11 protein-coding genes are annotated in these 14,392 nt (G+C 59.0%); 10 read left to right on the plus strand and 1 reads right to left on the minus strand.

Going from position 1 to position 14,392, the window contains the following annotated elements; genetic code table 11:
* The first annotated feature begins 161 nt into the window (after positions 1-161).
* The 8 genes from ACI5FR_RS07415 to ACI5FR_RS07450 all read left to right on the plus strand — a co-directional run bounded on the left by ACI5FR_RS07415 (position 162) and on the right by ACI5FR_RS07450 (position 10,550).
* Positions 162-1,331, plus strand: coding sequence for an acyl-CoA dehydrogenase family protein (locus tag ACI5FR_RS07415; RefSeq protein WP_405452426.1), 1,170 nt, complete (start codon positions 162-164; stop codon positions 1,329-1,331).
* 41 nt (positions 1,332-1,372) lie between these two features.
* The gene (locus ACI5FR_RS07420) at positions 1,373-2,551 is read left to right on the plus strand and encodes an acetyl-CoA C-acetyltransferase (RefSeq protein ID WP_405452428.1); all 1,179 of its coding nucleotides are present in this window, start codon (positions 1,373-1,375) and stop codon (positions 2,549-2,551) included.
* Positions 2,552-2,587: 36 nt separating this feature from the next.
* Positions 2,588-3,448, plus strand: a complete 861-nt coding sequence (locus ACI5FR_RS07425) for a 3-hydroxybutyryl-CoA dehydrogenase (protein ID WP_405452431.1) — start codon at positions 2,588-2,590, stop codon at positions 3,446-3,448.
* A gap of 33 nt (positions 3,449-3,481) precedes the next feature.
* On the plus strand, positions 3,482-4,651 hold the full coding sequence (locus ACI5FR_RS07430; RefSeq protein WP_405452434.1) for an acyl-CoA dehydrogenase family protein: 1,170 nt from the start codon (positions 3,482-3,484) through the stop codon (positions 4,649-4,651).
* Between the two features lie 5 nt (positions 4,652-4,656).
* Positions 4,657-5,559, plus strand: a complete 903-nt coding sequence (gene prpB, locus ACI5FR_RS07435) for a methylisocitrate lyase (RefSeq protein WP_405452437.1) — start codon at positions 4,657-4,659, stop codon at positions 5,557-5,559.
* The gene (prpC, locus tag ACI5FR_RS07440; RefSeq protein ID WP_405452440.1) at positions 5,549-6,676 is read left to right on the plus strand and encodes a bifunctional 2-methylcitrate synthase/citrate synthase; all 1,128 of its coding nucleotides are present in this window, start codon (positions 5,549-5,551) and stop codon (positions 6,674-6,676) included. The genes prpB and prpC overlap by 11 nt, the downstream gene beginning before the upstream one ends.
* A 23-nt stretch (positions 6,677-6,699) precedes the next feature.
* Complete coding sequence (locus tag ACI5FR_RS07445) at positions 6,700-8,154, plus strand: bifunctional 2-methylcitrate dehydratase/aconitate hydratase (RefSeq protein WP_405452442.1); 1,455 nt, start codon at positions 6,700-6,702, stop codon at positions 8,152-8,154.
* A gap of 89 nt (positions 8,155-8,243) precedes the next feature.
* The gene (locus ACI5FR_RS07450; protein WP_405452445.1) at positions 8,244-10,550 is read left to right on the plus strand and encodes a hypothetical protein; all 2,307 of its coding nucleotides are present in this window, start codon (positions 8,244-8,246) and stop codon (positions 10,548-10,550) included.
* Between the two features lie 22 nt (positions 10,551-10,572).
* Here the strand turns inward: ACI5FR_RS07450 and ACI5FR_RS07455 are convergent, their stop codons facing one another.
* Positions 10,573-11,391 (minus strand): helix-turn-helix domain-containing protein, encoded by an 819-nt coding sequence (locus tag ACI5FR_RS07455; RefSeq protein ID WP_405452448.1) that lies wholly within the window; start codon positions 11,389-11,391, stop codon positions 10,573-10,575.
* Between the two features lie 289 nt (positions 11,392-11,680).
* Between ACI5FR_RS07455 and ACI5FR_RS07460 the strand changes: the two genes are divergently transcribed.
* Together ACI5FR_RS07460 and ACI5FR_RS07465 are read left to right on the plus strand one after the other, a co-directional pair.
* Entirely contained in the window at positions 11,681-13,201 is a 1,521-nt protein-coding gene (locus tag ACI5FR_RS07460; protein WP_405452451.1) for a CehA/McbA family metallohydrolase domain-containing protein, read from the plus strand.
* Between the two features lie 99 nt (positions 13,202-13,300).
* The gene (locus ACI5FR_RS07465; RefSeq protein WP_405452454.1) at positions 13,301-14,386 is read left to right on the plus strand and encodes a HupE/UreJ family protein; all 1,086 of its coding nucleotides are present in this window, start codon (positions 13,301-13,303) and stop codon (positions 14,384-14,386) included.
* Positions 14,387-14,392 lie beyond the last annotated feature (6 nt).

Consider the following 14,392-nt stretch of genomic DNA (forward strand, 5'->3'; position numbering starts at 1 on the left):
CGAGCGCAATTCCTTGATATCGCGCGAGACCGCCGGTCCGATTCGGCGGTCTCTTTTGCGTTTCGCTCGAATGGAGCCTTCATCCGGCTCATATAGTAGAGAAACGCGAAAATCGTCAAACGTTGTCCCCATTAGGCACCGTCAGAGCGGGGAGGGGTAGGATGCACTTTCGATTGGAGGAGGAACAGGAGATGACTCGCTCGGTTGTCCGGGAGTGGGCGGATCAGGAGTTGGAGCCGGGAGCGACGGAGCGTGACGAGGCGGCCCGGTTCGATCGCCGGTTGCTGGAACGGCTGGGGGCTCTGGGTTTGGCCGGTATCCCATGGCCGGAAAATGCCGGCGGTGCGGGAGGAGGTTATGTCGCCTTTGCCGTCGTAATCGAGGAGCTGTCGAGGGTATGCGCGTCGACCGCTGCGTCGCTCATCGCTCATACTCGCAGCAGCTACCCGGTGTTCCGATTAGGAAACCGGCAGCAGCATGAAACCGTCTTGAAAGCGATGGCCGGCGGGAGACTGCTGGGCGCCTGTCTCCTCCCCCTGGAGACGGGAAGGATCGGCGAGGCGGCTGCGGAAGCGGCCGGAGTGGCGGGGGTGCTCGAGGATGAAGCTTATGTGTTGAGCGGAAAAAGCCCTTATGTCGACCTGGCCGGGGAAGCGGACGTCGTCGTCGTATTCGCTCGTTTAAACCTGGGGAAGAACAGGCGGCGTAAGGAATGGTCGGCTTTTCTGTTGGATAAGGGGGCAGAAGGCCTTCAAATCGGAGAGCTGCAGTCAAAGCTCGGGTTGCGCGGGGTGCCAACCGGATCCGTTCGTTTAACGGATTGCCGCATTCCCAAAAGCCGGCTGCTTGGGCACGGAGCGGCCGCCTACGAATGCGCCTTGACCGCGATCGACATCGGCTGGCTCGGATCCGCTGCACTAGCGGTTGGCCTCGCCCAGCGCGCGATGGAGGAAGCGACCGCCTATGCCAAGCAACGGACCCAGTTCGGCAAGCCGATCTCTCAGCATCAGGCCGTCCTGTTCAAGCTGGCTGATATGGCGGTTCAAGTCGAGGCGGCTCGCCTCCTCGTCTATCAGGCCGCTTGGCTGGCGGACGCCGGACTCCCCTTCCGCAGAGAAGCGGCCCTCGCCGGGTCGTATGCGGGTCGGACCGCTGAGAGTGTGACGCTGGAGGCCGTTCAGGTGTTCGGCGGATACGGGTACATGCGGGAGTATAAGGTGGAACGATACATGCGGGACGCCAAATGTTTGGCGGCCGCCGCCGGTACGGGGGCGATGCGGCAGGCATTAGTCAATAGCTCGCTGGGGAGTCCAAACACGGTAGAGCCTTAGAGGCCCCTAGCTGCAACTAGAATCGTGGAAGGAGGGGCGGTATGCAGGAGACGGTCATTGTCGCCGGCGCCCGAACGGCATTCGGCAAGCTCGGCGGGATGTGGAGCGGGCTTACGGCAGTAGAGCTGGGCGGCGCGGCCATTCGCGGCGCGGTTGAAAGAGCCGGCTCAGAGATTGGAGCCGCGGAGCCGCTCCCCATCGATGCCGTGCTGATGGGGATGGCTCTGCAGGCGGGAGCCGGCCAGAATCCGGCGCGGCAGGCGGCTCGACAGGCCGGACTGCCCTGGAGCGTCACGGTGGAGACGATCAACAAAGTGTGCGCCTCCGGCCTGCGCGCGATTACGCTCGCCGATCAGCTGATTCGGGCGGGCGGAGCGGCGACGGTCGTCGCCGGGGGCATGGAGAGCATGAGCCGGGCTCCGCACGCGCTCCCCGCTGCCCGATGGGGGCAGCGGATGGGCGATGCCGCCCTCGTCGACCTGATGCTACGCGACGGCTTGCTGTGCGCCTATGACGGCTTGCATATGGCGGTCCATGGCAGCCGCGTCGCCGCCGAATACGCCATCGGCCGCGAGGAGCAGGACGACTGGGCGCTGCGCAGCCATGAACGGGCGCTCGCTGCCATACGTCATGGACGCTTCGCGGATGAGATCATCCCCGTTCTGTCCGCGCAGCCAGAGACGGATGAAGGTCCGCGCAGCGATACGGACGCAGGCAAGCTGGCCCGGCTGAAGCCGATCTATTCCCCGGCGGGGACGATTACGGCCGGCAATGCCCCCGGCGTGAACGACGGAGCCGCCGCCGTGGTGGCAATGGCGAGGGACAAGGCGATGGAGCTCGGATTGCCTGCGCAGGCGTCAATCATCGGACACGCGACGGTCGGGGCGGAGGCGCCGTATATCGCGACCGTCCCGGCTCTCGCGATTCGCAAGCTGATGCAGCAAACCGGGTATTCACTCCAAGACGTCGACTTGTTCGAGGTGAACGAGGCGTTCGCCGCCGTCGTCCTTACATGCGGGAAGCTGCTGGGTTGGGATGCAGAGAAGGTGAATGTGAACGGCGGCGCTATCGCACTGGGCCACCCGATCGGGGCGAGCGGTGCGAGAATCGTGCTGACATTGATTCACTCGCTGAAGCGCCGAGGTGGGGGACTCGGGATCGCCGCCATCTGCAGCGGCGGCGGTCAGGGAGATGCCGTGCTGATCCGCGTAGACGGCTGAAGGCAAGAGACAGTACGGGATTTGGAGGGAACGAGCATGAGCGTGCAGCCCATACAGACCATTCTGGTAGCCGGCGCCGGCCAAATGGGGAGCGGAATTGCCCAAACCGCCGCTATGAGCGGCTTCGCGGTCCTGCTTCACGATACGTCGATGCAGGCAGTCGACACGGGAATGGAAACGATACGGCGCAGCCTGGAGCGCTTCGTCAGCAAGGGGAAGATGACGAGAGAGCAGCTAAACGACACCTTGGGGCGGATAACCGGTCTTTCGGAGCTCGCCCTGGGGCAGCCAATGGAGCTGGTTATTGAAGCGGTGCCGGAGCGTCTCGAGCTCAAGAAAGCCGTGTTCCAGACGCTCGACCGCCTATGCCCGCCACACACGATTTTGGCCAGCAATACTTCGTCGCTGCCGATTACTGAGCTCGCGTCCTGCACGAACCGGCCGGAACGGGTAATCGGGATGCATTTTATGAACCCGGTGCCGGTCATGCCTCTCGTGGAAATCATTCGAGGGCTCGCTACGTCCGACGAGGTGTGCGATATGATCAAGGCGCTGGCGGAACGGTTCGGCAAGACGCCGGTCGAAGTGAACGACGCTCCCGGCTTCGTGTCGAACCGCATCCTGATGCCGATGATCAACGAAGCCGTATATGCCGTGTATGAAGGCGTAGCCGAACCGAAGGCCGTCGATCAAGTGATGCGGCTTGGGATGAGTCATCCGATGGGGCCTCTGGCGCTGGCGGATCTCATCGGACTGGATACGTGTCTCGCCATCATGGAAACGCTCTGCCAAGGATTTGGCGATTCCAAATACAGGCCGTGTCCGCTGTTGCGCAAATATGTGGCGGCCGGCTGGCTGGGCCGGAAGACCGGCCGAGGCTTTTACGTGTACGAATAGGCTAGACAGGCAGCCGGGAAGGAGCGTCGGTCCATGGAGCTCCGATTCACGAAGGAACAAGAGCAATGGAGAATTAGGGCGCAACGGTTCGCGGAAACGGAAGTCGACCCGGCAGTATCCCGTATGGAGTGTGCCGACGAGTTTCCCGCGGTGATCGTCGGAAGGCTGGCGGAGCTCGGTTTGATGGGCATTCCGATCCCCGCATGCTGGGGCGGCGCGGGCGCCGATTTTATCTCTTATGTCGCGGTCATTGAGGAATTGGCCAAAGCAAGCGCTACGGTAGGAGTGATCTTATCCGTTCACACGTCGGTAGGCACGATGCCCCTAATTCACTTCGGCAACGAAGTGCAGAAGGCCCGCTACGCCGCGAATCTCGCGTCCGGCCGATGGCTCGGGGCGTTCGCCTTGACGGAGCCGCATGCCGGATCGGACGCCGCGGCCATTCGTACTACGGCTCATAAACATCAAGACCACTATATTTTGAATGGAACGAAGGTGTTCATTACGAACGGTGGTGCGGCCGACACTTACTTGACGTTCGCGGTCACGGACCCGGACCGGGGAGCAAGGGGCATCACCGCCTTCCTCGTGGAGAAGGACACGCCGGGCCTCCATGTGGGCCCGCTCGAGAAGAAGATGGGGCTGCACGGCTCGAATACGCGGCAGCTCATCTATGAAGACATGCACCTCCCGGCTGCACAGCGGATCGGCGAGGAAGGGCAAGGCTTCGCCATCGCAATGGGCTCGCTCGACGGGGGCCGTATCGGCATCGCGGCCCAGGCGCTCGGCATCGCCCGGGCGGCGCTGGAGACCGCCTTCCGAGTGCTGGGCCTCAACGCTCCGGCGAGAACCGGTCGGACCGCCGGGCCCGCCAGGAAAGCCCTCGGCGTCCTGGCGTCCGAGTCCGATCGGCTGGCCGAGTTGGCCGCCCGGACGGAAGCGGCCCGCCTGCTCGTGTACCGAGCTGCCTGGCTGAGGCAGGAAGGGCGGCCCTGTACGAAGGAGGCGTCGATGGCGAAGCTGTTCGCCTCCGATACGGCGGTAGCCGTGGCGAGCGAAGCGATCTCGCTGCTGGGTCCCGAGGGCGTCGGGAATGAGCTGCCGCTCGAGCGGCTGTTCCGCGATGCGAAGGTGACGCAAATTTATGAAGGCACGAACGAGATCCACCGCGTTGTCATCGGCAATGCGCGGTTGAAGGAGTGATGGGCTTGAGCGACTCGCGGGGATGGCGCCTGCGTCAGGCGGTGAGCGGGGAACGCCCGCTTCAAGTGGTAGGAGCGGTGAACGCGTACTCGGCGATCATGGCCGAGCGGGTCGGATACCGCGCGTTGTATGTATCCGGGGCGGGCGTAGCGAACACCTCCTACGGCTTGCCGGACTTAGGAATCACTACCTTGAGCGATGTCCTGGAGGATGTCCGGCGCATCGCCGGCGTGACGGAGCTGCCCGTGCTGGTCGACGCGGATACCGGGTTCGGGGGCGCCTTCCAGATCGCCCGGACGATCCGCGAGATGATCCGGGCCGGAGCCGCCGGCGTACACATCGAAGACCAGGTGGCGGCCAAACGGTGCGGCCATCGGCCGAACAAGGCGATTGTCGGTACAGAGGAGATGGTCGACCGGATCAAAGCGGCCGTTGACGCGCGGACGGATCCGGACTTCGTCATAATGGCCCGCACGGACTCCATGGCGGCGGAAGGATTGGACGCGGCGATTGAGCGGGCACGCGCGTATGTCGACGCGGGGGCGGATATGATTTTCCCCGAAGCGGTCACGGAGCTGGATCACTATCGCCGATTCGCCCGCGACGTTCAAGTGCCGGTGCTCGCCAATATAACCGAATTTGGCCGAACGCCGATGTTCACGCTCGAGGAGCTGAAGAGTGCGGATGTAGCATTGGCGCTCTATCCGCTGTCGGCCTTCCGTGCGATGAATGCGGCGGCCTTGCAGGTGTACCGAACCATTCGACTGGCCGGGACGCAGCAGCCGGTCCTCGATCGAATGCAGACCAGGGCGGAGCTGTATGACTTTTTGAACTACTACGCCTATGAACGCAAGCTGGATGTACTGTTCGGTGCGGCGGGGGAAGGGGAGGATGAGGATGGCGGATAAAAAACCAGGCGGACTCGCCGATGTTGTGGCGGGGGAAACCGCGATCTGCACGGTTGGCCATGAAGGCGAAGAGCTGCACTATCGCGGCTACTCCGTCACAGATCTGGCGGAGCACGCATCGTTCGAGGAGACCGCTTATTTGCTTCTGTACGGCAGCTTGCCCCATGATACGGAGCTGAAGCGATACAGACGGACGCTTGCGAGCCTAAGACAGCTTCCTCCCGATGTGCTCGCGATTCTGGAGCGGCTGCCCGGCACCGCTCATCCGATGGACGTCGTGCGCACCGGATGCTCTGCGTTAGCCGTCTTCGAGCCGGAGGAAGCGGGCCGCAGCCAGACCGCCATCGCGGACCGCCTCCTGGCATGTGGGGCCTCAATGCTGCTGTATTGGCATCGGTATCATCGGACCGGCATCCGACTGGAAACCGCCTCCGATTCGGAAGAAGAGAGCGCAGCCGCCCACTTCCTCCGCCTGCTGCACAATCGCAGGCCCGACGAGCTGCATACAAGGGCGATGGACGTCTCGCTCATCTTGTACGCGGAGCACGAGTTCAACGCTTCCACGTTCGCGGCGCGAGTCACGGCTTCCACACTGTCGGATCTATACTCGGCGGTGACGTCCGGGATCGGGACGCTTCGCGGACCGCTGCATGGGGGAGCGAACGAAGCGGCGATGGAGCTGATCGAAGCATATGCGAATCCGGACGAAGCGGAGCAGGGCATTCTGCAGAGGTTGGCGGGCAAGGAGCGGATCATGGGCTTCGGCCATCGGGTCTACAAAGTACGCGATCCCCGCTCGGATATCATTAAGACGTGGTCCAGGCGGCTTAGCGACCAAGCCGGAGATCGCCGATTGTACGATGTGTCGGAACGGATCGAGCAAGTGATGATGCGGGAGAAGCGGCTGTTCCCGAATCTGGATTTCTACAGCGCCTCCGCATATCGCCTGATGGGCATTCCGACTGCGATGTTCACCCCGGTCTTCGTCCTGTCCCGCATCAGCGGATGGGCCGCCCACGTCTTCGAGCAGCGCGCCGGCAACCGTCTCATTCGTCCCAGCGCCGCCTATACCGGCCCGCCCCCCAGCCCTTGGTTGCCGATTGAACATCGGATGTAGCAGCATCGAAAGGAGAGAGGCGAATGTCGGGTAAAATTTCCACACAGGCAAGACCGGATCCCGATCCATTGCTCGTCCGGATCGCCGACTATGCGGCGGATGCCGTGATCGACAGCCAGGAGGCCTATGAGACCGCTCGTCTATGCTTGATGGATACGCTGGGGTGCGGGCTGCTCGCGCTCCGGTATCCGGAATGCACCAAGCTGCTCGGTCCGATCGTCCCGGGAACCGTCGTTCCGAACGGAGCTCGCGTACTTGGCACGCCGTACGAGCTCGATCCGGTCACGGCCGCATTCAACATCGGCTGTCTGATTCGATGGCTCGACTACAACGATACTTGGCTCGCCGCCGAATGGGGCCACCCCTCGGACAATCTGGGCGGCATCCTGGCCGCCGCCGATTATGCGAACCGGCAGCGAGCCTCGACCGGCCGTGATGTCATCACGATGCGGGATGTGCTGACCGCGATGATTAAGGCGCACGAGATCCAGGGCGTGCTCGCTCTGGAGAACAGCTTCAACCGGGTCGGACTCGATCATGTGATCTTGGTGAAGGTGGCCTCTACGGCGGTCGTCACCCACCTGCTGGGCGGCACGAAGGAAGAGATCGTGAACGCGGTCTCCCATGCATGGCTCGACGGGCACTCGCTGCGCGTATACCGGCAAGCGCCGAATACCGGCTCGCGCAAATCGTGGGCGGCCGGGGACGCCACAAGTCGGGGCGTGCGGCTCGCGCTAATGGCGCTGAAGGGCGAAATGGGCTACCCGACGGCTTTGACCGCCGCCATTTGGGGGTTTCAGGAAGTGCTGTTCAAGGGCAAACCTTTAGTCCTGTCCCGTCCATTCGGCTCCTATGTCATGGAGAACGTCCTGTTCAAAATCTCATATCCGGCGGAGTTCCATGCCCAGACGGCCGTCGAGTGCGCGGTTCAGCTCCACCCGCATGTAGTCGGAAGGCTGGATGAGATCGACCGGATCGTGCTGAAAACACATGAGTCCGCCATCCGGATCATCGACAAGACCGGACCGCTGCACAATCCGGCCGACCGGGACCACTGCCTGCAATACATGGTGGCGGTCGCACTGCTCCACGGCGGGTTGAATGCCGATCATTACGAGGACACGGCGGCGGCCGATCCGCGTATCGACGCGCTTAGGCGGACGATGCGAACGGAGGAGGTGCCGCGGTACTCGCGAGATTACCTCGATCCGGACAAACGCTCGATTGCGAACGCCGTTCAGATCCTTTTCAAGGACGGCACATCGACTGAAACCGTAGAAGTGGAATACCCGATCGGGCACCGCCGCAGACGACCGGAGGGCATTCCGCTGCTCGAGCGGAAATTCGAGGAGAATGTGGCGACGCGGTTTCCGGCGAAGCAGACGAAGGCGATCCTGGCCGTCTGCCGCGATCCGGAGCGGCTGGCGCACATGCCGGCCGACGTGTTCGTCAATCTGTTCGTCAGGGATGGAAATTGAAGATATGGCTTCTCCAATTGAAGGCATGTCGTGAACAACGGCTTTCCCCTACAATGAAGCTACTTGTTCTACATAAGGAGAGGAAGCCGTTGATAGGCATTAGAATGGAAATTCACGATTCGCAGTTTACGATTGACGCGGGTCGTTACCGAATGCGGATTATAAGGGATGGGTTCCGCTATGGATTCGAGCAGCCTGGCATTCCGAACACGGTAGTGCCGCATGCCGTATCCGGATTAAGTTTTGCAGCATCCGAAGAGGGAACGCCCCTTCCCGTGAAGACGTGCACACTGCTGTCTCATGACGAAGATGCCGCTTATTTTCAGGTGGAAAATACAGCAGGATCGGTTGCACAAGTCGCCATCCATTTCTACGAGCGGCATATTCGGTTCCAGATCACGCCCGTACTGGAGGGCAGCTGCGTCATCGAAGCGCGCGTAGGCCCGCTGTCGCCCATCTATGGCCTCGGAGACTACGGCTCGCAAGTCGATACGGTCATGACCGAAATGCCTCCTTCCAGAGGAAAGCTGGACATCCCCGCGAGGGAATGCGCCAGTCTAGTCGGCTATATGCGTCATGATATGGTCAATCAAGGGACGAACATGCGGTTTATTTCGAACTTCTCCGTCTGTCCCGCCCACCAATTCGCACAGGTGTTGTTCGAAGAGGGCTCCAAGCGCGTCGCCTTCACGGAGGATCAAACGATGCTGGGCGTCGGCCGGTCGGCCAAGATCGGGAGCCTGTATTATTTCATGGGCGCAATGAACGAGATTTATGCCGATTACAAACGCATTCGCGAGCTCGAAGGATACGTGGACAAGAAACCGAAATACTCGATGTTTCGCGTCGGGTGGGAGGCGTACGGCTCTCTCGGCTGGAACACCAACCAAGCGGAAGTTCAAGGCGCCATTGACGAATATTTGAACCGCGGCTACGAATTGGCCTGGGGCGTCATAGGCTCTGGCTTCTGGAAGGGGGACCGTACCAGCAAGTATGAAGGGGAAACGACGAGCTTCAACATTTGGGACAACGAGTTCGAGGCGGATCGCAACGATGGGCTGCCGAATCCCCGGTTTCCGGATGTGGACGGCCTGCTCACCTTTTTCGAGCAGCGAGGGGTAGAACTGATCCTCGGGCTGCGCAACCATTTCAAAGCTCCGGAAGGCGACGGCGGCTATCATCATGCGCTCTACAACGGCCCGTATATGGAAGAGGCGGCAGCCCGAGGGTACTTGCTCAAGCAAGCGGACGGTGAGCTCGTCCGAATTACAAACGCCCAGTTCCCGACCGGCACGCTGTATGTGCTCGACAGCCGCAACCCGGAGGCGCTCGGCTGGTTCGTCTCGAAAGCCGAGACTTGGAGAGTCAAAGGGTTCAAGGAAGATGCGATGATCTACACGAAGCATTATGCCGACGGCAATTGGAACAAGCTGAACGAAGAGCTGATGGATCGCGGCTATTGCGTCATCGTGCGGAATTCCGCCTATTCGGTGCCGGGCGATCTGATTCGCATTAACGATACGTATTATGGGACGGGGGCCGCCTATCATTTCGATCAAGACCGCGTGCCGATCAATCTGCTTAATATCGCGGCATCGGGCGCTTCGAACTTGTATCCGGATATAACCGGAGGGACGCCCAAAACCGACCCGGCTCTGCCTAGCTACCAGAACTATTTCGTACGGAATGCGATGCTGAACGCGGTCACGCCCGCTATGTCGATGGGGCGCAAGCCGTGGGATATGCAACATCCCGATTATGAAGCGTGGGTGAAGAAGGCGGCCGACTGGCACAACCGGTACGCGCCTTATATTTATAGCGCCGTTCTGGACGGCTATCGGACAGGCTATCCGCATGCGATGACGCCGCTGCACATTGCGTACCCGCATGACCCCGCCACTTATGGCCTGATCAATCGAACCACGCGGCAGTACGAGTGGCTGCTCGGGCCGTCCATGCTTGCCGCCCCGCTCTATGGCAACGACTTCGATACGGCGGAGAAGCGGGACGTTTATTTGCCGGAAGGAAAGTGGATCGATTATGAAACGGGAGAATGCTTCCAAGGGCCCCGGATCTTAAAGGATTATCCCGTTCCAATGTGGAAAATCCCGATCTTTATCGGGGGCCAAGGGGTCGTGGTGTTCATCGAACGCGGGGGAGGGGAGTACTACGCGGAGGTGTATCCGGTCGCTTCTCCAGGCACCGTGTATACATACACGCATGTGGACGGCCGTACCCAATCCTCGATTGTTCATCGGAACGAAGGATGGAATCCGGCCACACTGCGAATCCGTTGTCCCGAAGGTCAAGTGGAGTTCCGATATAGAGCTTTGACCGGCTCCTTTCGATTCCGGTTCAAACCGGGTCAACCGTATGAGATCGTGGGCGGGCTGTAGCACTCGAACCTCGATGCCGAACTCAGATTCGGTACGTACTCCGGTATTCGGTCGGCGGCATCCGAAACTGCTTGGTGAAAATACGGCTTAAGTAAAAGCCGTTCTCGTACCCGCAGCATTGGGCGATTTGATCGACCGTTAAGTATGTCTCGGTCAGAAGCGACCTCGCCTTCTCCAGCCGGAGCCGGGTTAAGTATTTGGTCGGCGTCTGACCGAAACTGGCTTGAAACCGTTTGGTGAGCTGCGCGGGGCTAATATGGAGCTCCTCCGCGATTTGACGAAGCTCGAACCCTTCGAACGCCCGATGCCGGATTCGCTTCTCGGCTTGCTTCATAAGCTCGTCCGCCTTTTGTCTCGCCGCAGCGGGGGAACCCGAGTCGACCGTTTCCTCTTCCAAGCAGTAGGCGTACCAAATATCGCGGAAAAAATGGTTGCGCCGGCGATCCTGCACGAACGTGGAAACGACTGGCATGCTGCGCTGCACGGCGTAATTGGCCGCTAATCGCTCCGTTCCCTGCAGCGTTAATTTCCCGTGCGGCAGCACGGAGGCGGGGTCGACATCGGCCCCTTGCTCATGCTCCCAGGTGACGCGGATAAAATGCAATCGGACCGGCTCGACGACAACCCGGCGAAAGACGATACCGGGCGGGCAGAGGAGCAAATCTCCGAAGGCCGCCGTACCTTTGCGGCCGCCGATCTGATAATAGATGACGCCTTCCTCGATCGCGAATATAGCCCACTCAGCATACCGGTCCTCGTATAGCAAAAATTTGCTCTTCCGCTCATGATAGTCGTAATAAGTGATCGTAGGAACGAATTCGGAAAGCCGGTAAATCTTCATGCGGTCGATGCCTCCTCAGTACCACGAGTTCCGCCCCTATTATAGCATCTCTATTATGGGTCCGTAGAAGATCTGAGCTGCGGTCCCGTTTTTTTGTTGAATGATGTCACAATGAACATGTCCATTAGCCTAAATCCCGAACCAAGGATACCCATATTAATTAGTTGTTTGTGCTCAAATTACCGTGATACGGACAAATTTACCGTTTATTCACGTCCAGTTTACGTTCGTCAAACAAAACTTCACTATTCTATTGCTGACTTCCAATCCATAAAAGGAGTGAGCAAGGATGAAACCCAGATTGTCGAAAAAGTCGGTTCCCGTGTTGGCTACGACTCTGCTGATGACCGCTGCCTTCACCGCACAAGGCTTGTCCGCAGGCGGATTCGGGATCCCGGATGCGCAAGCGAAGGATCAGGAAAAAGCCGAGCGGACATGGCTCGCCGGAGACCACCATATCCACAGCGAGTGGAGCGTCGGCTGGGATGAGACGAAAAATCCGCCGCAGCCGATCCGGGGCGGAGACGCGATCTATCCGATCTCGAAAAACGCGCAGATGGCCAGAAGCTATGGGCTGGAATGGATGGTGTCCACGGATCACGGCGGTCCTAATCACTCCAAGGTGAATCTCGAGCAAGCGTATCCCGAGCTTCTGAAATCCCGGCAAGCGGTTCCGGACCTGCTTCAATTTTATGGCATGGAGTTCGATACGCCTGCCGCCGACCACAGCTCGCTCATCATCCCGCAGAACAAGGAAGAGTCCCAGACCCTGTATAATATCGAGAGTCAATTCAACAAGCGGGACCCTTATCCTACGGATCCGAAACGGGATACCGAGGGGAACATGATCGACGCGCTCAATTACATGAAACAGCTTCCGGAACCTCCGCTCCTGTTCGCGAATCACCCGGCTCGTTCGGCCAAGGGCTTGGGAGCATGGGGTCAGGATACGCCCCAGGAATTCCGCAATTGGAATGATGCCGCTCCTAATGTATCCGTTGGGATGGAAGGGGCTCCGGGTCACCAAGCCGGCGCGTTGAATCGGGACGGTTCGATTGATCCGAATGGGGCTCGCGGCTCCTACAGCAGTGCGCCTACGATGGGCGGGTTCGATCAGATGACGGCCCAAGTCGGCGGGCTGTGGGATTCCATGCTGGGGGAAGGCAGACACTGGTGGATTACGTCGACCTCGGACTCGCATGTGAACTGGCGGGAAGGGGGGAGCGACTTCTGGCCGGGCGAGTATTCCAAGACGTATGTAAAGGCCGAGAAAACATATAGCGATGTGATGGACGGTCTGCGCAACGGACGGGTATTCGTAACGACCGGCGATTTGATCAATGAACTGGATGTCACCGCTTCCCGTGCCGGGAAAGCCCCTGCACACGCGCAGGCCAACGGGAATACGGCTTCCATCGGGGAAACCCTTGTGCTGCCTGGCAACAATGAGAAAGAAGTCACCGTTACGATTCGTCTGCGCGATCCGAACGCTAATAATTCCCATGGAGATAATCCGCAAGTAAAGCACGTTGACCTTATCGTAGGTGAAATCACCGGAGCCGCTGCAGATCGCTCAAGCGCGTCGAATCCGACTACGAAAGTGGTTAAGCGGTTCTACGAGGGGGACTGGCAGCAAGACGGAGAATACATCACGATCTCCTATACATTAGAAAATGTAGCGAAAGACAGCTATATTCGGGTGCGCGGAACGAATACGGACGAGTTGGAACCAAGCGTCGATCCGCGCGGCGAGAACCCGTGGTCGGACCTCTGGTTTTATTCGAACCCGATCTTTTTGAAGCAAAAGTAAGGCGGTTGGAGGTTCACCAAAACCTTTAGTACGGACGGGGAGTCCTCAACAGCTCCTCGTCTTTTCCATTAAAGATTAGTGCGGGGATGTGAATTGGAATTGGCTATTAAACAAGGGTTGGCCGCTCTGCTTTGCATGATCCTTCTCGGACTCCTGGCGCCTGCAGCCGATGCCCACAGCAATAACAGCGAAGGATTTTCAACGATTGTAGTGAAACAGGATGCGATAGATTATGAGCTTCAACTTGATCTGATTGAACTCAATCATGCAATCGATATGGGGATCAATGAAAATGAATCCACGGACACTGGAAAAATGGGCCAAATTGTTGATGCTCGCAAGAACGACATAGCGAAGTATTTGAACGACCGCCTTAAGCTATATGCGGACAGCTTGCCGATCGAGGGGGAAGTGTTAGATACAAGCGTGACGACAGTGAATGATCGTCCTTTTGTGATCCTGAATTTATCTTTCCCTGTGAACGGGATGCCTGAAAGCTTGATTGTGAATTACAATGTATTCTTTGATGAGAGCGACCCGAGTCACGCCAATTTGGCCAAGGTTCTGTTGAATGGAGAGCAGCAAGAGTTCGTCTTCTCCTATGAAGTAAGAGACTTGAAAATTGGAGAGATTACCTTTCTGAGCAAAGCCCGGCAGTTTTTGTCGCTCGGGATGAAGCATATTTTCACCGGCTATGATCATATTTTGTTCGTCATTAGCTTGCTGTTCGGCGCCAGAACGATCAAACATATCCTTTCGTTGGTTACGGCATTCACGCTTGCTCACAGTCTCACTTTGGTTCTGGCCACATTGGAGATCGTCACGCTGCCTGGCCGGTTAGTCGAATCCGCGATTGCCTTAAGCATCATTTACGTAGCGTTGCAAAATATTTTTAATCCCGACTCGAAGCACCATCCCCTCATTGCTTTCGCTTTCGGACTTATCCATGGGTTCGGATTCGCGGGAATCTTAGCGGAAATGCGGTTGGATGGCGGACATATGGCCACAACGCTATTGTTCTTTAACGTAGGGATCGAGATTGGGCAAATCCTAATCGTTTCCTTGATTTTCCCCATTCTCGTGTTGTTGAAGCAAAAATGGAATGTAAGGTGGGTCGTCCCCGGCGTATCCACGGGCGTATTGGTGTTTGGATTCGTGTGGTTCGTACAAAGAGCGTTTCAATAGTGGCGA

Origin of the sequence: Paenibacillus sp. HJGM_3 (assembly GCF_045062745.1) — a bacterium.
GTDB lineage: Bacteria > Bacillota > Bacilli > Paenibacillales > NBRC-103111 > Paenibacillus_AA.

Coding starts and splice junctions, on each gene's coding strand:
- ACI5FR_RS07415 (WP_405452426.1), top strand. CDS start 162: ATGCACTTTCGATTGGAGGAGGAACAGGAGATGACTCGCTCGGTTGTC.
- ACI5FR_RS07420 (WP_405452428.1), top strand. CDS start 1,373: ATGCAGGAGACGGTCATTGTCGCCGGCGCCCGAACGGCATTCGGCAAG.
- ACI5FR_RS07425 (WP_405452431.1), top strand. CDS start 2,588: ATGAGCGTGCAGCCCATACAGACCATTCTGGTAGCCGGCGCCGGCCAA.
- ACI5FR_RS07430 (WP_405452434.1), top strand. CDS start 3,482: ATGGAGCTCCGATTCACGAAGGAACAAGAGCAATGGAGAATTAGGGCG.
- prpC (WP_405452440.1), top strand. CDS start 5,549: ATGGCGGATAAAAAACCAGGCGGACTCGCCGATGTTGTGGCGGGGGAA.
- ACI5FR_RS07445 (WP_405452442.1), top strand. CDS start 6,700: ATGTCGGGTAAAATTTCCACACAGGCAAGACCGGATCCCGATCCATTG.
- ACI5FR_RS07455 (WP_405452448.1), bottom strand. CDS start 11,391: ATGAAGATTTACCGGCTTTCCGAATTCGTTCCTACGATCACTTATTAC.
- ACI5FR_RS07460 (WP_405452451.1), top strand. CDS start 11,681: ATGAAACCCAGATTGTCGAAAAAGTCGGTTCCCGTGTTGGCTACGACT.